General features: G+C 71.5%; 18 protein-coding genes. 1 reads left to right on the top strand and 17 read right to left on the bottom strand.

What is annotated here, in order from left to right; all coding sequences use genetic code 11:
* Positions 1–6 precede the first annotated feature (6 nt).
* From pyk to rpe, 14 genes are all read right to left on the bottom strand, one after another.
* On the bottom strand, positions 7–1,455 hold the full coding sequence (pyk, locus tag ASF40_RS05705; RefSeq protein ID WP_056367250.1) for a pyruvate kinase: 1,449 nt from the start codon (positions 1,453–1,455) through the stop codon (positions 7–9).
* Positions 1,456–1,503: 48 nt separating this feature from the next.
* On the bottom strand, positions 1,504–2,970 hold the full coding sequence (locus ASF40_RS05710) for a glutamate synthase subunit beta (RefSeq protein WP_056367251.1): 1,467 nt from the start codon (positions 2,968–2,970) through the stop codon (positions 1,504–1,506).
* Positions 2,963–7,570, bottom strand: coding sequence for a glutamate synthase large subunit (gene gltB / locus ASF40_RS05715; RefSeq protein ID WP_056367252.1), 4,608 nt, complete (start codon positions 7,568–7,570; stop codon positions 2,963–2,965). Before gltB ends, ASF40_RS05710 begins: the two co-directional genes overlap by 8 nt.
* A 75-nt stretch (positions 7,571–7,645) precedes the next feature.
* Entirely contained in the window at positions 7,646–8,617 is a 972-nt protein-coding gene (gene lgt, locus ASF40_RS05720) for a prolipoprotein diacylglyceryl transferase (RefSeq protein WP_056367253.1), read from the bottom strand.
* 65 nt (positions 8,618–8,682) lie between these two features.
* On the bottom strand, positions 8,683–9,477 hold the full coding sequence (trpA, locus tag ASF40_RS05725) for a tryptophan synthase subunit alpha (protein ID WP_056367254.1): 795 nt from the start codon (positions 9,475–9,477) through the stop codon (positions 8,683–8,685).
* Complete coding sequence (gene trpB, locus ASF40_RS05730) at positions 9,474–10,739, bottom strand: tryptophan synthase subunit beta (protein ID WP_056367255.1); 1,266 nt, start codon at positions 10,737–10,739, stop codon at positions 9,474–9,476. The genes trpA and trpB overlap by 4 nt, the downstream gene beginning before the upstream one ends.
* Positions 10,736–11,512 carry an indole-3-glycerol phosphate synthase TrpC gene (trpC, locus tag ASF40_RS05735; RefSeq protein WP_056367256.1) on the bottom strand — a complete coding sequence of 259 codons (777 nt, stop codon included), beginning with the start codon at positions 11,510–11,512 and terminating at the stop codon, positions 10,736–10,738. Before trpC ends, trpB begins: the two co-directional genes overlap by 4 nt.
* Positions 11,513–11,514: 2 nt before the next feature.
* Positions 11,515–11,745, bottom strand: coding sequence for a DUF6704 family protein (locus ASF40_RS05740; RefSeq protein WP_056367257.1), 231 nt, complete (start codon positions 11,743–11,745; stop codon positions 11,515–11,517).
* 46 nt (positions 11,746–11,791) lie between these two features.
* Positions 11,792–12,427, bottom strand: a complete 636-nt coding sequence (locus tag ASF40_RS05745) for a Trp biosynthesis-associated membrane protein (RefSeq protein ID WP_157549441.1) — start codon at positions 12,425–12,427, stop codon at positions 11,792–11,794.
* Positions 12,424–12,789 carry a phosphoribosyl-AMP cyclohydrolase gene (hisI, locus tag ASF40_RS05750; RefSeq protein ID WP_056367259.1) on the bottom strand — a complete coding sequence of 122 codons (366 nt, stop codon included), beginning with the start codon at positions 12,787–12,789 and terminating at the stop codon, positions 12,424–12,426. Before hisI ends, ASF40_RS05745 begins: the two co-directional genes overlap by 4 nt.
* Positions 12,786–13,559, bottom strand: coding sequence for an imidazole glycerol phosphate synthase subunit HisF (hisF, locus tag ASF40_RS05755; protein WP_056367260.1), 774 nt, complete (start codon positions 13,557–13,559; stop codon positions 12,786–12,788). The genes hisI and hisF overlap by 4 nt, the downstream gene beginning before the upstream one ends.
* Complete coding sequence (gene hisG / locus ASF40_RS05760; RefSeq protein WP_056367261.1) at positions 13,559–14,401, bottom strand: ATP phosphoribosyltransferase; 843 nt, start codon at positions 14,399–14,401, stop codon at positions 13,559–13,561. The genes hisF and hisG overlap by 1 nt, the downstream gene beginning before the upstream one ends.
* Positions 14,402–14,444: 43 nt before the next feature.
* On the bottom strand, positions 14,445–14,708 hold the full coding sequence (locus ASF40_RS05765) for a phosphoribosyl-ATP diphosphatase (RefSeq protein ID WP_045302883.1): 264 nt from the start codon (positions 14,706–14,708) through the stop codon (positions 14,445–14,447).
* A gap of 52 nt (positions 14,709–14,760) precedes the next feature.
* Positions 14,761–15,456: a ribulose-phosphate 3-epimerase gene (gene rpe / locus ASF40_RS05770; RefSeq protein ID WP_056367262.1), complete on the bottom strand. Its 696-nt coding sequence runs from the start codon at positions 15,454–15,456 to the stop codon at positions 14,761–14,763.
* A 20-nt stretch (positions 15,457–15,476) separates the two neighbouring features.
* Here rpe and glsA point away from each other — a divergent pair, with 20 nt between their 5' ends.
* Positions 15,477–16,649 carry a glutaminase A gene (glsA, locus tag ASF40_RS05775; RefSeq protein WP_056367263.1) on the top strand — a complete coding sequence of 391 codons (1,173 nt, stop codon included), beginning with the start codon at positions 15,477–15,479 and terminating at the stop codon, positions 16,647–16,649.
* A 29-nt stretch (positions 16,650–16,678) separates the two neighbouring features.
* Here glsA and ASF40_RS05780 read toward each other — a convergent pair whose 3' ends face one another.
* Genes ASF40_RS05780 through ASF40_RS05790 form a run of 3 tightly spaced genes read right to left on the bottom strand, consistent with a single transcriptional unit; the run spans position 16,679 to position 21,012 of the window.
* The gene (locus ASF40_RS05780; RefSeq protein WP_056368243.1) at positions 16,679–18,049 is read right to left on the bottom strand and encodes an RsmB/NOP family class I SAM-dependent RNA methyltransferase; all 1,371 of its coding nucleotides are present in this window, start codon (positions 18,047–18,049) and stop codon (positions 16,679–16,681) included.
* Positions 18,046–18,969: a methionyl-tRNA formyltransferase gene (gene fmt, locus ASF40_RS05785; protein WP_056367264.1), complete on the bottom strand. Its 924-nt coding sequence runs from the start codon at positions 18,967–18,969 to the stop codon at positions 18,046–18,048. Before fmt ends, ASF40_RS05780 begins: the two co-directional genes overlap by 4 nt.
* Before the next feature lie 21 nt (positions 18,970–18,990).
* Positions 18,991–21,012 carry a hypothetical protein gene (locus ASF40_RS05790; protein ID WP_082496895.1) on the bottom strand — a complete coding sequence of 674 codons (2,022 nt, stop codon included), beginning with the start codon at positions 21,010–21,012 and terminating at the stop codon, positions 18,991–18,993.
* Position 21,013 lies beyond the last annotated feature (1 nt).

A 21,013-nucleotide genomic window follows, 5' to 3' on the forward strand; every position in this document is an offset into this window, starting at 1 on the left:
GACGTGTCAGTCCCGTGTCTTGTAGATCGGCGCCTTGCCGTGCACCGCGTCGCCCACCTTGTGGATGCGGATGTCGTTCGTCGAGCCGATGATTCCGGGAGGGGATCCCGAGATCACGACGACCTTGTCGCCGACCTTCGCGAGGTCGTTCGACAGCAGGTAGTCGTCGACCTGGATGAACATCAGGTCGGTGTGCGCGACGTGCTCGACGAGCGTCGACTGCACACCCCACGTCAGCGCCATCCGGCGGCGGATCGCCGGCTCGGGCGCGAACCCGATCATGGGGATGCGGGGACGCAGGCGAGACATGCGGCGAGCGGTATCGCCCGACTCGGTGAAGATGCAGAGGAACTTCGCGTCGACGAACTCGGCGACCTCCATGGCCGCGAGCGTGATCGCGCCGCCCTGCGTGCGGGGCTTCGTCGTGAGCGGCTGGATGCGGTCCAGACCGTGCTCCTCGGTCGAGTCCACGATGCGCGCCATCGTCTCGACGACCACGACCGGGTACTTGCCGACGCTGGTCTCGCCCGAGAGCATGACCGCGTCCGCGCCGTCGAGGACGGCGTTGGCGACGTCGCTCGTCTCGGCGCGCGTGGGCACCGGGTTCTCGATCATCGACTCGAGCATCTGCGTCGCGACGATGACGGGCTTGGCCATGCGGCGGCAGAGCTCGACGGCGCGCTTCTGCACGATCGGCACCGCCTCGAGGGGCAGCTCGACGCCGAGGTCGCCGCGGGCGACCATGATGCCGTCGAAAGCGTCGATGATCTCCTCGAGGTTGTCGACGGCCTGCGGCTTCTCGATCTTGGCGATGACGGGCACGTGGCGCCCCTCCTCGGCCATGATCACGTGGACGCGCTGGACGTCCTTCGCGTCGCGCACGAACGACAGGGCGATGATGTCGGCGCCGGCGCGCAGACCCCAGCGGAGGTCGGCCTCGTCCTTCTCGGACAGCGCGGGGACGTTGACCGCGACGCCGGGCAGGTTGATGCCCTTGTTGTTCGAGACCGGGCCCGCGACGATCACCTTGGTGGTGACGACGGTGCCGTCGGTCTCGACGACCTCGACGCGGACCTTGCCGTCGTCGATGAGGAGGAAGTCACCCGGCTTGACGTCGTTCGGGAGGCCCTTGAACGTCGTGCCGACGATCTCCTTGGTGCCGAGGATGTCTTCCGTGGTGATCTTGAAGATGTCGCCGACCGCCAGTTCGTGCGGTCCGTTCTCGAACTTGCCGAGGCGGATCTTCGGACCCTGGAGGTCGACGAGGATCGCGACCGCCCGTCCGGCGTCGTCGGCGGCCTTGCGCACGTTGGCGAAGTTGTTGTCGTGGACCGAGTAGTCCCCGTGGCTCAGATTGAAGCGGGCGACGTCGACGCCGGCATCGATGATCGCGCGGACCATCTCATACGACGACGTGGCGGGCCCCAGGGTGGCGACGATCTTGGCGCGTCTCATCCGTGGTTTTCTCCGGGTGGGTTGAAGGTGGCGAGTGCCTCGGCCAGCCTACGCGGGCTGCAGGCCGATGGCGACATCGGTCGGGCGGACCGGAGCAGGCAGCTCCGTCTCCCCCATGAGGAATCGGTCGACGCTGGCTGCGGCGGCGCGTCCCTCGGCGATCGCCCACACGATGAGCGACTGGCCGCGGCCGGCGTCGCCGGCCACGAACACGCCCGGGGCGGTCGTCTGGTAGTCGTCCTCGCGGCGGACGTTGCCCCGCTCGGTGAAGCGGGCGCCGAGCTGGTCCTCGAGGAGGGCGCGCTCCGGGCCGGTGAAGCCCATCGCGATCAGCACGAGGTCGGCGGGGATCTCACGCTCGGTACCGCTCTTGGGCACGCGGCGGCCGTCGACGAACTCGGTCTCGGCGACGCGCAGCGCGCGCACCTCGCCGGCGTCGTTCGCGAGGAACTCGACGGTCGAGGCGAGGAAGGCACGCTCCCCGCCCTCTTCGTGGGCGGACTGCACCTCGAACACGAGCGGGTCCATCGGCCACGGCTGGTGCTCGGGACGCTCGCCTGGAGGGCGGCGGCCGATCGCGAGGTTCGTGACGCTCAGCGCGCCGTGACGGTGCGCCGTGCCGATGCAGTCGGCGCCGGTGTCGCCGCCGCCGATGACGACGACGTGCTTGCCCTCGGCCGTGATCTGGTTGGCGACCGCATCACCTGCGACGGCCTTGTTCGACTCGACGAGGTACTCCATCGCGAAGTGCACGCCGGCCAGGTCGCGTCCGGGGATCGCGAGCTCGCGCGGCACCGTCGCGCCGGTGGCGATGACGACCGCGTCGTAACGGGCGCGCAGGTCGGCCCAGGTGATGTCCTTGCCGATCTCGACGCCCGCGCGGAAGCGGGTGCCCTCGTCCTGCATCTGGCGAAGACGCGACTCGAGGTGCTTCTTCTCCATCTTGAAGTCGGGGATGCCGTAGCGCAGGAGACCGCCGATGCGGTCGTCGCGCTCGAACACGGCGACGGTGTGGCCGGCGCGCGTCAGCTGCTGCGCGGCTGCGAGACCGGCAGGACCCGACCCGACGACGGCGACCGTCTTGCCGGTGAGGCGCCCCGGGGGCTCCGGCTCGATCCAGCCGTTCGCGAACGCCTCGTCGGCGATCGAGACCTCGACCTGCTTGATGGTCACTGCCGGCTGGTTGATGCCGAGGACGCAGGAGCTCTCGCAGGGAGCGGGGCACAGCCGCCCGGTGAACTCCGGGAAGTTGTTCGTCGCGTGCAGACGCTCACTGGCGGCGCGGCCTTCGCCGCGCCACGTCAGGTCGTTCCACTCCGGGATGAGGTTGCCGAGCGGGCAGCCCTTGTGGCAGAACGGCACGCCGCAGTCCATGCAGCGTCCGGCCTGCCGGCGCAGCACCGCCGCGTCGCCCGGCTCGTAGACCTCTTTCCAGTCCATGATGCGCACCGGCACCGGCCGCCGCGTGGGCAGCTCGCGCTCGGTGACCTTCAGAAAGCCCTTCGGGTCAGCCACCCGTCACCTCCAGGATGCGGTTCCAGACGACGTCGCCGTCGGGGTCGAGCCCCTCGGCCACGGCCTCCTGGCGGGTCTGCAGCACCGCGGCGTAGTCGCGCGGCAGGACCCGGACGAAATTCGCCAGCTCGGCCTCGAAGTCGTCGAGGAGAGCCTGGGCGAGGGTCGATTCGGTCTCGGCGACGTGCTGCTCGAGCAGGTCGCGGAGGATCTCGGCGTCGCCGGAGCCGAGCTCGCCGAGCTCGAGCTCGCCGGAGGCCAGCGCCTCGCGGTTCACGAGTTTGCGGTCGAGCTTGTACACGTACGCGGTGCCGCCGGACATGCCGGCGCCGAGGTTGCGTCCGGTCGCGCCGAGGATGACCGCGAGACCGCCGGTCATGTATTCGAGCGCGTGGTCGCCCACGCCCTCGACCACCGCGGTGGCACCAGAGTTGCGGACGAAGAAGCGCTCGCCCACGACGCCGCGCAGGAACATCGTCCCGAGCGTCGCGCCGTAGCCGATCACGTTGCCCGCGATGACGTTCTGGGACGCGTCGAACGTGGCTCCGCGCGGCGGGCGGACGACGATCTGACCGCCCGAGAGCCCCTTGCCGACGTAGTCGTTGGAGTCGCCCTCGAGGCGCAGCGTGATTCCCGCGGGCATGAACGCGCCGAACGACTGGCCCGCCGACCCGGTGAGGTTGACGACGATGCTCCCCGAACGCAGCCCGTTCTCGCCGCGTGCCTTGGTCACGTGGTGACCCAGCAGCGTGCCGACCGCGCGCTCCGTGTTGCGGATCGGCAGGTCGATCGTGATCTCGCCGCCGTTCGCGATGACGTCCTGCGCGCGCTCGATGAGTCCGACGTCGAAGTGCTCGTCGAGCTCGTGCAGCTGGGCGGTCGTGTTGCGGCGCGGCTCGTCGTCGGCGAAGACCGGGCCGTCGAGCACGGGACCGAGGTCCAGGCCGTTCGCCTTCCAGTGGTTCACCGCACCGTCGATGTCGAGCAGGTCGCTGCGGCCGATCGCCTCGTCGAGCGAGCGCAGGCCGAGGGACGCGAGGTACTCGCGCACCTCTTCGGCGATGAACTCCATGAAGTTCACGACGAACTCCGGCTTGCCGTTGAAGCGCTCGCGCAGGACGGGGTTCTGCGTCGCGACGCCCACTGGGCAGGTGTCGAGGTGGCAGACGCGCATCATGATGCAGCCCGACACGACGAGCGGCGCCGTGGCGAAGCCGAACTCCTCCGCGCCCAGCAGTGCGCCGATGATGACGTCGCGGCCGGTCTTGAGCTGGCCGTCGACCTGCACGACCACGCGGTCGCGCATGCCGTTGAGCATGAGCGTCTGCTGCGTCTCCGCGAGGCCGAGCTCCCACGGCGTGCCCGCGTGCTTGAGCGAGTTCAGCGGGCTCGCACCGGTGCCGCCGTCGTGGCCCGACACCAGGATGACGTCGGCCAGCGCCTTGGCGGTGCCGGCGGCGACCGCGCCGATGCCGGACTGGCTCACCAGCTTCACGTGGACCCGCGCGCCGGGGTTGGCGCGCTTCAGGTCGAAGATGAGCTGCTTGAGGTCCTCGATCGAGTAGATGTCGTGGTGCGGCGGCGGCGAGATGAGACCCACCCCGGCGGTCGCGTGACGCGTCCGTGCGACCCACGGATACACCTTGGTCGGCGGCAGCTGGCCACCCTCGCCGGGCTTGGCGCCCTGCGCGAGCTTGATCTGGATGTCGTCCGATTCCGTCAGGTAGAGGCTCGTGACGCCGAAGCGGCCCGACGCGACCTGCTTGATGGAGCTGCGACGCTCGGGGTCGAGGAGGCGGTCCACGTCCTCGCCGCCCTCGCCGGTGTTCGACTTGCCGCCGATGCGGTTCATCGCGATCGCGAGCGTCTCGTGGGCTTCGCGCGAGATGGAGCCGTAGCTCATCGCACCCGTCGAGAAGCGCTTGACGATCGACGCCACCGACTCGACCTCGTCGATCGGCACGGGCGTGCGACCCTCGGTCTTGAGCGCGAACAGGCCGCGCAGCGTCTTCAGCTCGTTCGCCTGGTCGTCGACGAGCTTCGTGTACTCGCGGAAGATGTCGTACCGGCGCGTGCGCGTCGAGTGCTGCAGGCGGAACACCGTGTCGGGGTTGAACAGGTGGGGCGACCCGTCGCGGCGCCACTGGTACTCGCCACCCGTCCAGAGCCGCTCGTGCGCCCGGACCGCAGCATCCTGCGGGTACGCGTACGCGTGCCGGGCGGCGTTCTCGGCGGCGATGACGTCGAGTCCGACGCCGCCGAGCTTGGACTCGGTGCCGGTGAAGTACGTGTCGACGAAGTCCTGCGACAGGCCGACGGCCTCGAACACCTGGGCGCCGGCGTAGGACGAAACGGTCGAGATGCCCATCTTCGACATGATCTTGAGCACGCCCTTGCCGAGCGCGTAGATCAGGTTCTTGACGGCCTTCTCGGGCGCGATGCCGGTGATGAAGCCGGCCCGCACCAGATACTCGACGGTCTCCATCGCGAGGTACGGGTTGACGGCGGATGCCCCGTACCCGATGAGGGTCGCGATGTGGTGCACCTCGCGCACGTCGCCCGCCTCGACCACGAGACCGCACTTCATGCGCGTCTGCTTGCGGATGAGGTGGTGGTGCACGGCCGCGAGCATGAGCAGCGACGGGATCGGCGCCAGGTCCTTGTTGGAGTCGCGGTCCGACAGCACGATGAACTCGGCGCCGTCCTCGATGGCCTGGTCGACCTCCTGGCACATCTGCTCGAGGCGCTTCTTCATGCCCTTGTGGCCGGCCTCGACGCGGTACAGGCCGCGGATCGTGACCGACGTGCGACCGGGGAGCGCGGTGTCGATGTGCTGGATCTTGGCGAGCTCGTCGTTGTCGATCACCGGGAAGTCGAGCGTCACGACGCGCGTGTGCTCGGGCCCCCACTCGAGGAGGTTGCGCTCAGGACCGAGGCCCAGGCCGAGCGACGTGACGACCTCTTCGCGGATGGAGTCCAGCGGCGGGTTGGTGACCTGCGCGAACTGCTGTGTGAAGTAGTCGAACAGCAGACGCGGGCGCTCGCTCAGGACGGCGACGGGCGTGTCGGAGCCCATGGCACCGAGCGGCTCGGCGCCGTTCTGCCCCATCGGCGTGAGGAGGATCTTGACCTCTTCCTCGGTGTAGCCGAAGGTGCGCTGACGCCGCGTGATCGAGGCGATGGGGTGCACGATGTGCTCGCGCTCGGGAAGGTCGGCGAGGCGGACGCGGCCGGAGTCGAGCCATTCCTGCCACGGCTCCTGATCGGCGAGCTGCGCCTTGATCTCGTCGTCCTCGATGATGCGGCGCTCGGCCGTGTCGACGAGGAACATGCGTCCGGGGCGCAGGCGCCCGCGACGCTTGATCCGCTCGGGCTCGAAGTCGAGCACACCGGTCTCGCTGCCGATGACGATGAGGCCGTCGGTCGTCTCGGTCCAGCGACCGGGGCGCAGGCCGTTGCGGTCGAGCGTGGCGCCGACGAGCGTGCCGTCCGTGAAGATGAGGGCGGCCGGGCCGTCCCACGGCTCCATCTGCATGGAGTGGAACTCGTAGAACGCCCGCAGCTTCGGGTCGATGTCGGCCTGCTTCTCGTAGGCCTCGGGCACCATCATCATGATGGCGTGCGGGAGGCTCCGGCCCGTCAGCGTGAGGAGCTCGAGCACCTCGTCGAACGAGGCCGAGTCGCTCGCACCGGTGGTGCAGATGGGCAGCAGCGGCTGGATGTCGCCGAGCAGCTCGGACTCGAGCTGCGACTGACGGGCGCGCATCCAGTTGCGGTTGCCGTTGACGGTGTTGATCTCGCCGTTGTGGGCGAGCATGCGCAGCGGCTGCGCGAGCGGCCACGACGGGAAGGTGTTGGTCGAGTAGCGCGAGTGCACCACCGCGAGCTCGGAGGCGAAGCGCTCGTCCTGCAGGTCGGGGTAGAACGGCTCGAGCTGGAGCGTCGTGACCATGCCCTTGTAGCCGAGCGTGCGCGACGACAGCGACACGAAGTACGCGTCGAGCTCGGTGCGTGCCCGGGCCCGCAGGCGGTAGGCGCGGCGGTCGAGCGCGATGCCCGAGAGCGCCGCGGCGTCGCCGGTCGCGGGACGTGAGATGAAGAGCTGCTCGAAGACCGGGCGCGCCTCGAAGGCGAGCTTGCCCAGGTTCTCGTCGGAGGTCGGGACGTCGCGCCAGCCGAGCACCGTCAGACCCTCGGATGCTGCGATCCGCTCGATCCCGCTCTTCTGGGCGGCGCGTGCCTCGGCGTCGCGCGGCAGGAAGACGAGGCCGGCGGCGTACTCGCCCACCGGCGGCAGGTCGAAGCCGGCCACCGCACGCAGGAACGCGTCGGGCATCTGCGTCAGGATGCCCGCGCCGTCGCCGGTGCCGGCGTCGGAGCCGATGGCGCCTCGGTGCTCGAGGTTGCGCAGGGCGGTCAGGGCCAGATCGATGATGTCGTGGCCGGCCTCACCGCGCAGCGTGGCCACCATCGCCAGGCCGCAGGCATCCTTCTCGAAGGCAGGGTTGTACATCCCCTGCTTCTGCGGGAATCCGGCACGGCCGGACGCAGCGGGGAAGTTCGCCTCCGCAGAGGCGACGGAACGGGGGCTCGAAGCCATACCTACCGTCCTCACGTTGATAGTCAAGATGGGACGACGTCGGCCCTGGGCGCGCTCTTCGGGGGGAGAGCTGCGTTACTTGGTGGCAGGAGTGCTTGTGGCGCTGACCCCTTCGGCTTCGGACGTCGGGGGTTCGCTGACGTCGACGAAGTCGTCGGTCTCCTGAGATTGTACAGCCTGTCCGGCCTTCCACTCGCGGCCGGACACATAGGGCGACGGCTCCAGGCCGGGGTGGCGGCGCTTCTGCAGGAAGAAGATCACGAGACCGATCACCACGCCGAAGATGGCGGCCCAGACGTTGGTGCGCAGGCCCAGGAAGATGTCGCTCGGGTCGATGCGGATCGACTCCCACACGATGCGGCCCGCGCTGTACCAGACGAGGTACAGGCCGAAGAGGCGGCCCCACTGGAGCGTGAAGCGGCGACCCACCCACACGAGGAAGAGCACGCCGAGCGTGTTCCAGAGGACCTCGTAGAGGAACGTCGGGTGGTACAGGGTGCCCTCGGGCAGGCCGATCGGCCACGCGGGGTTCGGGTAGTCGATCTCGAGGCCCCACGGCACGTCGGTCGGAAGGCCGAACAGCTCCTGGTTGAACCAGTTGCCGAAGCGGCCGATCGCCTGTGCGAGGAGGAGACCCGGAGCGAGTGCGTCGGCGAAGGTCCAGAAGCGGATGCCGGTCCACCGGCAGCCGAGCCACGCACCGACGGCGCCGCCGATGAGCGCGCCGTAGATGGCGATGCCGCCCTCCCAGATGAAGAGGGCCGACCAGGGGTTCGCCCCCTCGCCGAAGTAGAAGTTCCAGTGCGTGAGCACGTGGTAGATGCGCGCCGTGATGATCGCGAGCGGGACGGCGAGCAGGGCGATGTCGATGACGACCCACGGCTCGGCGCCGCGCTTGGTGAGGCGGGCGTTGGTCCACAGCGTCGCGACGATGATGCCCGTGATGATGCACAGCGCGTAGATGTGGATCCGCAGGGGGCCGATGTCGAAGTAGCTGATCGACGGGCTCGGGATGCTGGCGACGACGCTCGCGGCGGCGTTGATCATGGGAGAACCGTGTCCTTGCTGGATCCGTGCTGGGGGTGGCGGCGGTGGACGCCGACCTCAGAAGTCTAGTTCGCGCCGCGGGCGGTGCCTGCGGCGAGGCTCTGCGCGGTCTCGGCGAGCCCCTCGAGGCCGCCATCGCGCAGCGCGCGCACGAGCGCCGTGCCGACGATCGCGCCGTCGGCGTACTCGAGTACGCCGCCGACCTGCTCGGCGTTCGAGATGCCGATGCCGACGCACGCGTGCTCGACCCCGTGCTCGCGCAGGCGGGCGACGAGGGTGCGGGCCGCAGCATCCAACTGCGCGCGCTCCCCCGTGATGCCCATGGTCGAGACGGTGTAGACGAAGCCGGTGGAGTTCTGTGCGATGAGCTCCAGCCGCTCGTCCGTCGAAGTCGGCGCGGCGAGGAACACCCGGTCGAGGCCGGTGCGCTCACTGGCGGCGATCCACTCCGGCGCCGCCTCCGGCGTGATGTCGGGCGTGATGAGACCTGCGCCCCCGGCGGCGAGCAAGTCATCGGCGTAGCGGTCGACGCCGTACTGCAGCACGGGGTTCCAGTACGTCATGACGAGCACGGGCACGTCGACGCGGCGCGTGATCTCGCGCACCGCCGTGAACGTGTCGCGCAGGCGGAAGCCGCCGGCGAGGGCTGCCTGGGTGGCCTCCTGGATGACCGTGCCGTCCATCACGGGGTCCGAGTACGGCGGGCCGAGCTCGAGGATGTCGGCGCCGTTCTCGGCCAGCGCGACCGCCGCGTCGATGCTCGTCTGGAGGTCGGGGAAGCCGAGCGGCAGGTAGCCGACGAACGCCCCGCGTCCCGCGGCACGGGCGGCGTCGATCGCGGCGGCGACGCGTGAGGTCACAGCTTCTCCCCCTCGCCGTGTGCGGCGTCGTCGTGCGGCGCGGAGGCGGCGGCCGCGGCATCCGCGCCGTCGTCGTACAGCTGGAAGTACCGTGCCGCGGTGTCCATGTCCTTGTCGCCGCGGCCCGAGAGGCACACCGCGAGGATCGCGTCGGGGCCGAGCTCGCGGCCGATGCGCAGCGCCCCGGCGAGGGCGTGGGCCGACTCGATGGCGGGGATGATGCCCTCCGTCTGGGAGAGCAGACGCAGCGCCTGCATCGCCTCGTCGTCGGTCGCGGGGATGTACTCGGCGCGGCCGATCGAGGCGAGCCACGCGTGCTCCGGGCCGACGCCCGGGTAGTCGAGACCCGCCGAGATCGAGTGCGATTCGATCGTCTGGCCGTCCTCGTCCTGCAGCACGAAGGTCTTCGCGCCGTGCAGCACACCGGGGCGGCCGCGCTCGATCGACGCGGCATGCCGCGGCGTGTCGACGCCGTCGCCGGCGGCCTCGACGCCGTAGAGCCTGACGCCCTCGTCGTCGAGGAACGCGTCGAACATGCCGATGGCGTTCGAGCCGCCGCCGACGCACGCGAGGACGGCGTCGGGCAGGCTCCCCGCCTGTTCGAGGAGCTGTGCGCGCGCCTCCTCCGAGATGACCTTCTGGAAGTCGCGGACCATCGCGGGGAACGGGTGGGGCCCTGCGGCCGTGCCGAAGATGTAGTTGGTCGTCTCGACGCTCGCGACCCAGTCGCGGTAGGCGTCGTTGATGGCGTCCTTGAGGGTGCGCGAGCCGGTCGTGACGGGGATCACCTCGGCGCCGAGCAGGCGCATGCGGGCGACGTTGAGCGCCTGGCGCTCCGTGTCGACCTCGCCCATGTAGATCGTGCACTCGAAGCCGAAGAGCGCCGCAGCTGTCGCGGTCGCGACGCCGTGCTGGCCCGCGCCCGTCTCGGCGATGACGCGCGTCTTGCCGAGGCGCTGGGTGAGCAGCGCCTGGCCGAGCACGTTGTTGATCTTGTGCGAGCCGGTGTGGTTGAGGTCCTCGCGCTTGAGGAAGACACGGGCGCCGCCGGCGTGCTCGGCGAACCGGGCGACCTCGGTGATCGGCGACGGGCGGCCGGCGTACGAGTGCAGCAGCCGAACGAACTCGGCCTGGAAGGCCGGGTCGGCCTTCGCCGCCTCGTACTCGGCCGTCAGCTCGTCGATCGCGGCGATGAGAGACTCGGGCATGTACCGCCCGCCGAACTCGCCGAACAGCGGCCCGGGAGCCTCACGAAGACTCATGCGCCTGCCTCCAGGAATGCGCGCAGGGTGGATACGGGGTCGTTCGTGACCAGCGCCTCGCCCACCAGCACCACGTCTGCACCGTCGCGGCGGTAGTGGGCGACGTCGTCGGGCGCCAGCACGGCCGATTCGGCGATCTTGATGGCGCCCTCCGGGATGCGCTCGGCGAGGCGGCCGAAGAGGTCGCGGTCGAGCTGGAAGGTCGACAGGTCGCGCGCGTTGACGCCGATGAGCTGCGCCCCGAGGTCCACGGCGCGGTCGACCTCGTCGGCCGAGTGCGTCTCGACCAGCGCCGTCATGCCCAGTTCACGCGTGAATGCGTACAGGCGGGCGAGCACGTCCTGGTCGAGCGCGGCGACGATGAGGAGAGCCAGGTCGGCACCCGAGGCGCGGGCCTCGAGGAGCTGGTACTCGGTCGCGATGAAGTCCTTGCGCAGCACCGGCAGCGTGACCGCGGCCTTCACGGCCTCGAGGTCGGCGAGGCTGCCCTTGAACTTGCGGCCCTCGGTCAGGACGGAGATCGCCGACGCGCCGCCCTCTTCGTACCGACGGGCCTGGAGCGCCGGATCCGGGATGGCGGCGAGGTCGCCGCGCGACGGGCTCGCACGCTTGACCTCGGCGATGATCTTGACGCGGTCGGACGGGGCGAGCGCGGCGAGGACGTCGAGAGCGGGACGCTGCGCCAGGGCTGCGGACTCGACCTCTGCCAGGGGATGCCGCGAGGCGCGTGCCTCCGCATCCTCCACCGCGCCGGCCGTGAGGTCGGCGAGCATGCTCAGTGCTCTTTCGCCGCGACCTTGGAGCCGCCCACGCCGTAGCCGGCGCGCTTCATGACCCACCCCACGAGGAGTCCGATGACCAGGAGGCCGGCTGACGCCCAGACGAAGATCGGCATGTCGAGGAAGAAGAAGAAGGTGCCGATCGAGACCGCGATGAGCATGATCACGACGGCCGTCCAGGCTGCGGGCGAGTGTCCGTGGCCGGGGTCGCCGATGTTGTTGCTCATGGATATCTCCTCGTGAAACCTGGGCGGGATGCCGCCAGTCTAGCGGTCAGGCGGTCGGATCCTCGCCACGCGACAGGTCGTCCCAGTCGTCGATGGCGCGCGATCCGGCAGCGTCGTGGGGGCGCGGGCCGTCACCGGCGCGCGCGGGGGAACCGGTGGCCGGGGCGGCCTTCGCGGCCTCGTCCGTGCGGTAGCGGCGACCGGTGCGAGACCAGGAGTGCGCTGTTGCGAGCACGAACACGCCGGCCGCGATCAGCACCACCCAGACGACCAGCGTCACCGCCGGCCACGCGGTCGCCTCGATGGACGCGACGAGCTTCGCGACGGAGGTCTCCCCCGCGATGCCGGTGGATTCGGTGACGACGGAGGCGACGGCGGAGACCGGGTGCTCGAACACGACGCGGGCGGTCAGCCACGCGAGGACGGCGCCGATGAAGAACGCCAGTGCGCCGAAGACGTAGCGCAGCACCAGCCCGACGATCGACAGCGCGGCCCCCAGGGCCAGCACCGCGAGGCTGAGCGGCGCGAGCACCGGGACTGCGGAGGCGCCGGGCACCTCGAGCGTGTGGTGGGCGGCGTCCTGGAGCTCGACCGTCAGCCACGTCTGGGTCGACGAGATCACGCCCAGCGCCCCGCACAGCACCGCCACGACGACCGAGACGAGTCGCGCCCTGCGGATCACGCGTCCGGCTCCGGACCGCGGACGGCCCCGAGGTCGCGGCCGTCGAAGCATGTGCGGGTGCCGGTGTGGCACGCCGCCCCGATCTGCTCGACCTCGACGAGGATCGTGTCGCCGTCGCAGTCGAGGCTCGCTCCGCGGACCAGCTGGATGTGGCCGGACGTGTCGCCCTTGCGCCAGTACTCCTGCCGGGAGCGCGACCAGAAGGTGACGCGGCCCTCGGTGAGCGTGCGACGCAGGGCCTCGGCATCCATCCATCCGAGCATGAGCACCTCGCGGGTGTCCCACTGCTGGATGACTGCGGCGACCAGGCCATCGGCGGTGAATCTCACGCGCGCGATGCGCTCGTCGAGCGTCTCGGTCATGCGGCCACCTCCCGGACGGCGATACCCTCGGCGCGCATGGCGGCCTTCACGTCGCCGACCGTGAGCTGCCCGGAGTGGAAGACGGATGCGGCGAGCACGGCGTCCGCGCCGGCCTCGATGGCGGGGCCGAAGTCCTCGGCGCGGCCGGCGCCGCCCGACGCGATGACGGGGACGCTCGCCACCTCGCGCATCAGGGAGACGAGCTCGAGGTCGAAGCCCTGCTTGGTGCCGTCGGCGTCGATCGAGTTCACGAGGAGCTCCCCCGCACCGCGTTCGATCGCCTCGCGCGCCCACTCGAGCGCGTCGAGGGTCGTCTCGGTGCGGCCGCCGTGCGTGGTGACGACGAAGCCGGACTCGGTCGCCGGCGAGCGCTTGACGTCGAGCGACAGCACGAGCACCTGAGCACCGAACCGGTCGGCGATCTCGTCCAGGAGCGGCGGGCGGGCGATCGCCGCGGAGTTCACGCCGATCTTGTCGGCGCCGACCGACAGCAGGCGGGCGACGTCGTCGGCCGAGCGGACTCCCCCGCCCACGGTGAGCGGGATGAAGACCTCTTCGGCGGTGCGCCGGACGACGTCGTAGGTCGTCGAGCGCTCGTCGACCGTCGCGGTGACGTCGAGGAAGGTGATCTCGTCGGCGCCCTGGCGGAAGTACTCCCGTGCGAGCTCGACCGGGTCTCCCATGTCGCGCAGGTTCTGGAAGTTCACACCCTTGACGACGCGCCCTGCGGCGACGTCGAGGCACGGGATGACGCGGCAGACCAGGCTCATCAGAGTCTCGCGTTGTGGATCGCGGTGACGAGGATCGCGCGGGCGCCGATCGCGTACAGCGCGTCCATCACGTTGTTGACCCCCTTGCGTGGTGCCATCACCCGAACCGCCACCCATGCGGGATCGCGCAGCGGTGAGATCGTGGGCGACTCGATGCCCGGGGCGATCGCGACGGCCTGGTCGACCAAGTCGGCAGGGAGGTCGTAGTCCACGAGCACGTACTGACGCGCCACGAGGACTCCGCGCAGTCGACGCAGAAGCGTGTCGGTGCCGGGGACGTCCGAGGGCCCGGCGATCAGCACCGCCTCGGAGCGCAGGATCGGCGGGCCGAACACCTCGAGGCCGGCCTGACGCAGCGTCGTGCCGGTCTCGACCACATCGGCGACCGCGTCGGCGACACCGAGGCGCACCGCGGATTCCACGGCGCCGTCCAGCGGCACCAGATCCACCGCGATCCCGCGCTCGTCGAGGAAGGCGTCGACGAGCCCCGGATAAGACGTCGCGATGCGCTTGCCCTCGAGGTGCTCCACCTCGGTCAGCGTCCCCGTCGGGGCGGCGAAGCGGAAGGTCGATCCTGCGAAGCCCAGGGCTTCGATCTCGCGGGCGCCGGGCATACGGGCGTCCAGCAGCAGATCGCGCCCGGTGATCCCGACGTCGAGGGCGCCGGATCCGACGTAGGTCGCGATGTCCTTGGGGCGCAGGTAGAAGAACTCGACCTCGTTCTGAGGGTCGATGATGTGCAGGTCTTTGCTGTCGCGACGGCCGGTGTATCCGGCCTCGCTCAGCATCTCGGCAGCGGTCTCGGCGAGCGAGCCCTTGTTCGGCACGGCGATTCGCAGCATGGCAGCGGGGCTTTCGGGTTCGAGGACGGGTGGGGACGCGCGCTCAGAGATGTCGGTAGACGTCTTCGAGGCTCAGCCCCTTCGCGAGCATCAGCACCTGCAGGTGGTACAGCAGCTGCGAGATCTCCTCGGCGGCGGCATCCGTCGATTCGTACTCGGCCGCCATCCAGACCTCGGCCGCCTCCTCCACGATCTTCTTGCCGATCGCGTGGACGCCCGCGTCCAGCTGTGCGACGGTTCCCGATCCCTCGGGGCGCTCAGCCGCTTTCGCGGCGAGCTCGGCGTACAGCGTGTCGAACGTCTTCACCATGCCAGGGTATCGAACCGAGCGGATGCCTCGGCGCCGCGTGACACGACGCTCAGTGGATGTGGTGCTCGGCGGCGGACGCGCGAAGGCCCGCGATGGCGTTCGACGGGTCGCTCGCGCCGAACACGGCGGAGCCCGCGACGAACGTGTCGGCGCCCGCCTCGGCGGCCTGCGCGATCGTCGACTCGCCGATGCCGCCGTCGACCTGGAGCCACACCGACGATCCGCGCCGGCCGGCCTCATCGGCCAGGCGACGGAGCTTCGGCATGGTCTCGGGCATGAACGACTGGCCGCCGAAGCCGGGCTCGACGGTCATCACGAGGATCTGGTCGAAATCGTCGAGGAGGTCGAACAGGCCCTCAACAGGGGTCGCGGGCTTGACCGCGACCCCGGCGCGCGCGCCGATCTCGCGCAGCCGCCGGGCGAGCGCGACCGGCTCGGTCGCCGCCTCGAGGTGGAACGTGACGGATGCCGCACCGAGCTCGGCGTACCCGGGGGCCCAGCGGTCGGGGTCGGAGATCATGAGGTGCACGTCGAGGGGCACGGGGCTCGTCGCCTGGATGCGCTCGACCATCTGCGGGCCGAACGTCAGATTGGGCACGAAGTGGTTGTCCATGACGTCGACGTGGACGAAGTCCGCCGTCGCGATGCGCGCGAGCTCGGCCTGCATGTTCACGAAGTCGGCGGCGAGGATGCTGGGATTGATGCGGATGCCCCTCTGGCGGGCGGCGTCGTCGATCGGTGGCACGCGTCCATTATGGTCGAGCCGTGGATCCGATCACGGCGCTGCTGCACGACGTCCTCGAAGACATCCGACCCCATGACCGCGGCGCCCCGGCGGGCTACATCCCCGAGCTCGCCGCCGCCGATCCCGATCGGCTCGCACTCGCGGTCGTCGGACCGCGCGGGCGTGTCCGCGCGGTCGGCGACGTCACGCACGAGTTCACGATCCAGTCGATCTCGAAGCCGTTCGTGCTCGCGCTCGCCCTCGCCGACCGCGGCCGCGACGCGGTGCTGCGCAAGGTCGGCGTCGAGCCGAGCGGCGAGCCGTTCAACGCGATCAGCCTCGAGCCCGGAACCGGGCGACCGGCGAATCCCATGGTCAACGCCGGGGCGATCGCGACGTCCGCCCTCATCCCGGGCGACGCCGTCGACGACCGGATGACCCGCATCGTCGAGGGACTCTCCGCCTTCGCGGGGCGCTCGCTGTGGGTCGACGAGCAGGTCTACGCCTCGGAGTCGGCGACCGGCGACCGCAACCGCGCCCTGGCCCACCTGCTGCGCTCGCACGGGATCATCGAGGGCTCGGTCGAGATCGCCGTCGAGACCTACTTCCGGCAGTGCTCGCTGCTCGTCACCGTGCGCGACCTCGCCGTGATGTCGGCCACCCTCGCGTTCGGCGGCCTCAACCCCGTCACCGGCGAGCGGGTCGTCTCCGAGGCCGTGGCCCGCGACGTGCTGTCGATCATGGCGAGCTGCGGCATGTACGACTACTCCGGCGAGTGGCTGCTGCGCGTCGGCCTGCCTGCCAAGAGCGGTGTCAGCGGCGGCCTCCTCGCCGTCGCCCCGTCGCAGTTCGGCGTGGCGGCGTTCAGTCCCCGGCTGGACCAGCACGGCAACTCGGTGCGCGCCATCGCCCTCCTCGAGACGCTCGGCGAGCGGTTCGGCATGCACCTGCTCGAGTCGCACGAGAGCGTCGCCGTGCCCGCCTTCACGGTCGAGGACACCGACCAGGGACGCGTGCTGCGACTGGCGGGCGAGCTCGGACTGGCCGGCACCGAGCGGGTCGTCGCGGTGCTCCGCGAGATCGCCGAAGCACTCCCAGAGGGCTCCGAGGTGATCGTCGACGCGCGAGACCTCGCCCGCGCCCACAGCGCCGCGCTGGTCGCGCTGCGGGTCGAGTTCGAGCAGATGCCCCACGGTATCCGTCTGCGGGAATGACGTCGCGAGCCGGACCGGGATGCTGCGGCTCAGACTCTCCGCAGCAGCGAGATCGACATCGCGTCGGTGTTGTGACGGTGCGGCCACAGCTGTGCGCGCCCGCTGCCGTCGGCCTGCGGCGGCAGGCCGGGGTCGGCGTCGGACAAGGACGTGATCACGTCGCGGGCGGAGATCTCCTCGAGCGCCGCGCCCCACTCGCGGCGGATGTCGGCGACGACGCCCGACGTCTCGGCGAGGTGGGGCGAGCACGTCACGTAGGCGACGACGCCGCCGGGCTTGAGCGCACCGACCGCGGCGCTGAGCAGCTCCCGCTGCAGCTCGGTCAGCGCCGGGACGTCGCTCGGCGCCTTGCGCCAGCGCGCCTCGGGACGACGGCGCAGCGCGCCCAGCCCGGTGCACGGCGCGTCGACGAGGATGCGGTCGTAGGTGTCGGGCGCGTCAGCCGCGCGGGTGCGGCCGTCCTCCTCCGACACGGGCACCTCGACCGGGACGCCCGCGAGAGCCTGCCGGACGAGCCCGGCACGCGCCGGTGAGATCTCGTTGGCCTCGAGTGTGGCGCCGCCGACGCGGGCCTCCGCGGCGAGGACGGCGGTCTTGCCACCGGGACCCGCGCACAGATCGAGCCAGCGCTCCCCTTCCGTGATGGGCAGGGCGCGCGTGAGCGCCAGCGCGGCGAGCTGTGAGCCCTCGTCCTGCACGCGGATGCGCCCGCGCGAGGTGCGCACGAGCGGGTCGGGGTCACCGCCGCCCAGGCGGAACCCGATCGGCGAGAACGGCGTGCGCCGGGCGTCGTCGGGAACACCCGCGAGGTCGGGCAGCGCCGCCATCGTGACGCGCGGCGACGCGTTGTCGGCGGTGAGCAGCGCCTCGAGCTCTTCGGCGCGGCCCTCCGCAGCCAGCGCGCGCCGGAAGGCGCGCACGACCCACACCGGGTGCGAGAACAGCAGGCCGAGCTGCTCGTCGTCGGACCGCGCGCTCGCGGCGACGTGGGTCATCCAGTCGCCCGGCGTGTCGCGCGACACCCGGCGCAGCACGGCGTTCACGAACCCCGCGGCGCCGCGGCCGCCCGCACCCCGGGCGAGCTCGACGGACTCGTTCACCGCGGCGTGGGAGGCCACACGGGTCGACAGGAGCTGGTGCACGCCGAGCCGCAGCGCGTCGAGCACGGCCGGGTCGACGTCGGAGACCGGCCGATCGGCGGCGATCGCGATCACCGCGTCGTAGGTGCCCTGGCGCCGGAGCGTGCCGTAGGTGAGCTCGGTCGCGAGGGCGGCGTCGGCCGTCGACAGGCCGGCGCGCGAGATCGCGGTCGGCAGCAGCAGGTTGGCGTACGCGTCCGATTCGTGGACGGCTCGCAGCGTCTCGTAGGCGACCCGGCGCGCCGCGACCGTGCGGCTCACGATCCGGCCACCGGGGTCGCGTCGCGCAGTCCGCGCCACCAGTCGGGGGCGCGCATCGCGCCCTTGCCGGCGGGCTGCACCGCCTCGAGCGCGATCGGCGCGGACGCGGTCCCGGCGATCACCTGCTTGCCGTGCAGAGCGAGCGCGCCCGGTGCGAGCGACGGAGCATCGTCGGGAGCAGGCGCGACCGCGAGCACCTTGAAACGGGCGCCGTCGATCGTGGTGTGCGCACCAGGCTCGGGCGTCACCCCGCGGATGCGGCCGAGCACCGCGCTCGCAGGCTCGTCCCAGCGGATGCGGCCGTCGTCGTCGCCGAGCTTCGACGCGTACGTGGTGTCGCCCTGCTGCGGGCGGGCCACGGCGACGCCGGCGGCGATCGCGTCGACGACGTCGGAGAGCAGTCCGGCACCGTCGTCGGCCAGCGAGGCGAGGAGGTCGCCGGCGGTCGCGTCCGACGGGACGTCGACCGCGAGCTCGCCGAACACGTCTCCGGCGTCGAGCTCGGGCACCAGCTGGAACACGCTGGCCCCCGTGCGTGCGTCACCGGCGATGAGCGCGTGCTGCACGGGTGCGGCGCCGCGCCAGCGGGGCAGCAGTGAGAAGTGCAGGTTGATCCAGCCGTGCGCCGGGGTCGACAGCAGCGGCTCGCGCACGAGCCCGCCGTAGGCCACGATCACGCCGAGGTCGGGTTCGAGCGCCGCGATCTCGGCCGTGACTGCCGCATCGAGCCGGTCGGCGCGGATCACGGGCAGCCCGAGCTCTTCGGCGGCCGCGGCGACGGGTGACGGCGTCAGCACCCGCTTGCGCCCGAGCGGGGCGTCGTGGCGGGTGATGACGGCGGCGATGTCGTGAGCGGATGCCGCGAGCCGCCGCAGCGACGGCACAGCCGGCGCCGGTGTGCCGGCGAAGACGAGACGCATGACGTTCCTGGGAGTCGAGGGTCAGAGATCGAGATCGGGTACGTCGACCCGAACCTTCAGTGTATGGGCGGCCCCGGGCGCACGACCCTTCGCGGGGCGGCGCCCCTTCATCGCGTGGCTCACCACGGACGCGCGCAGGCTCTCGGTCACGCGCGCCCCGAGGCCGTAGTCGAACCGCACCAGAGCGCGAACCGAGTCCTCGTGCGCGATCGGACCGAGCACGGACTCTGCGTCGAGCTCCGGCACGGCGGCGCGCAACGCCGCGATGGCGGTGTCCACTGCGCGCCGCGGGCCGTCGACGGAGGCCACCCGCACGGTCGGGGGCATGCGCAGCGGGGCGCGGTCGGCGAGCTCGGAGCGGGCGTACGCGGCCTGCGTCCAGGTCGCGAGTGCGCGAGCGACCTCGCCGCCCACACCGACGAGATGAACCGGAGCACCGGGGGCCGCCAGGGCCGCCGCGTTCGACCACCACCGCAGACACGACTCGCCGATGCGCAGGTCGTCGCCCATCAGCATCCGATCCCCGTCCAGCAGGATCACGGCACGATACCCGCCGGCCGCGAGCGGCTCGGCGCCGCGGGTCGCCACCACCAGGGCGGGACGGGCGTCGACCTCGGCCACCGGGTGGTCGCCGTCGGCGACGATCACGCGCGTGCCGGGAAAGGCGCGGCCGAGCTCGTCGGCGGTGCGCTCGCTGCCGGACGAGGCCATGCGCAGCAGCGTCGACCGGCACTCGGGGCAGGCCCACGCGTGGGCGGCGCGTCCGCACCACGTGCACGTCGGGACGGCGCCCTGGCGCGCCGCGTGGAGCGGACCGCCGCAGTGCGCGCAGCGCGCAGGATGGCGGCATTTCGCGCACACGAGAACGGGTGCGTAGCCCGGACGCGCCACCTGAACGAGCACGGGGCCCCCGGTGAGCGCTTCGCGCGCGGCGGCGAACGCCGACGACGGCACGCGCGCTGCGCGGGACTCCCCTTCGCGGTTCGCGCTCAGCACGACGCGAGGGCTCATACGCCGTGCCGCGGGGAGGTCGCGCACCCAGCCGACGGCGACCAGACGCTCGACGTCGGTGGTGCGGGTGTGCCCTGCGAAGACGAGCGCTCCGCCGTGCAGTTCCTGACGCAGCAGCGCCGCGTCGCGGGCGTGGACCCCGGGGCTCAGGGGCTCCCCCAGCAGAGGGTCCCCATCGTCCCAGAGCGCGACCAGCCCGAGCGCGGACACCGGCGCGTACACGGTGGAGCGGTTGCCGATCACCACGCACGGCGCGTCGGCGAGGGTCCTCAGGAACGCGGCGTACCGGGTGGGGCCGCTCTGCTTCGCATCGTCGCGGACCAGGGCGCCGGCGGGGATGCGGGCCGCGAGCGCGGCTTCGAGCTGGGCCCGGTCACGATGATCCGGCACGGCGATGACGGCGCTGCGCCCGGAGGCGAGGGTATGCGTCGCCGCCGCGGCGAGGAGGATCGCCCAGGACCCGACGACCGTGCCGTCGTCGAGCGTCGACGGCACGGGCGGCGCATCCACCGCCAGGCGCTCGTCGTGGTCGAGCGCTCCGGCGAGTCCTGGGTACGCGTCGAGGACGCCCTCGGCCCACGCACGATCCGCGTCGTCGATCACCGGTCGCAGCGGCGGGTCGGCGGCGAGCCACGCCTTCTCGGCGCGCACCATGCGCTTGGGGATCGCGAGGCGGAGGATGTCGCCCGCCGACCCTGCCGCCCGGTCCGCGGCGCGCCGGGCGAGCGCGTAAAGCGGCGGCGTCAGCACCGGCACGGGCGACACGACGGCCTCGAGCTGCGAGAGCGGGCGGTCCGAGGCATCCGGCTCCCCCACCTCGACGAGGAGCGCGTCGACCACTCGCCCGGCGCTGCGCAGGGGCACGCGCACGCGGACGCCCGGCACGGCGTCGGCGACGAGCTCGGCGGGGATCTCGTAGTCGAAGAGGCGGTCGAGCTGCGGCAGGGGCGAGTCGATCAGCACGCGCGCGACGCGCCGCGGGCGCCGCGGCCGATCGCCGGCGCTCGGCTCGTCGTCGTGCACCGCGGTCACG

It is taken from the genome of Microbacterium sp. Leaf288 (assembly GCF_001422925.1).
In the GTDB taxonomy this organism is placed as follows: domain Bacteria; phylum Actinomycetota; class Actinomycetes; order Actinomycetales; family Microbacteriaceae; genus Microbacterium.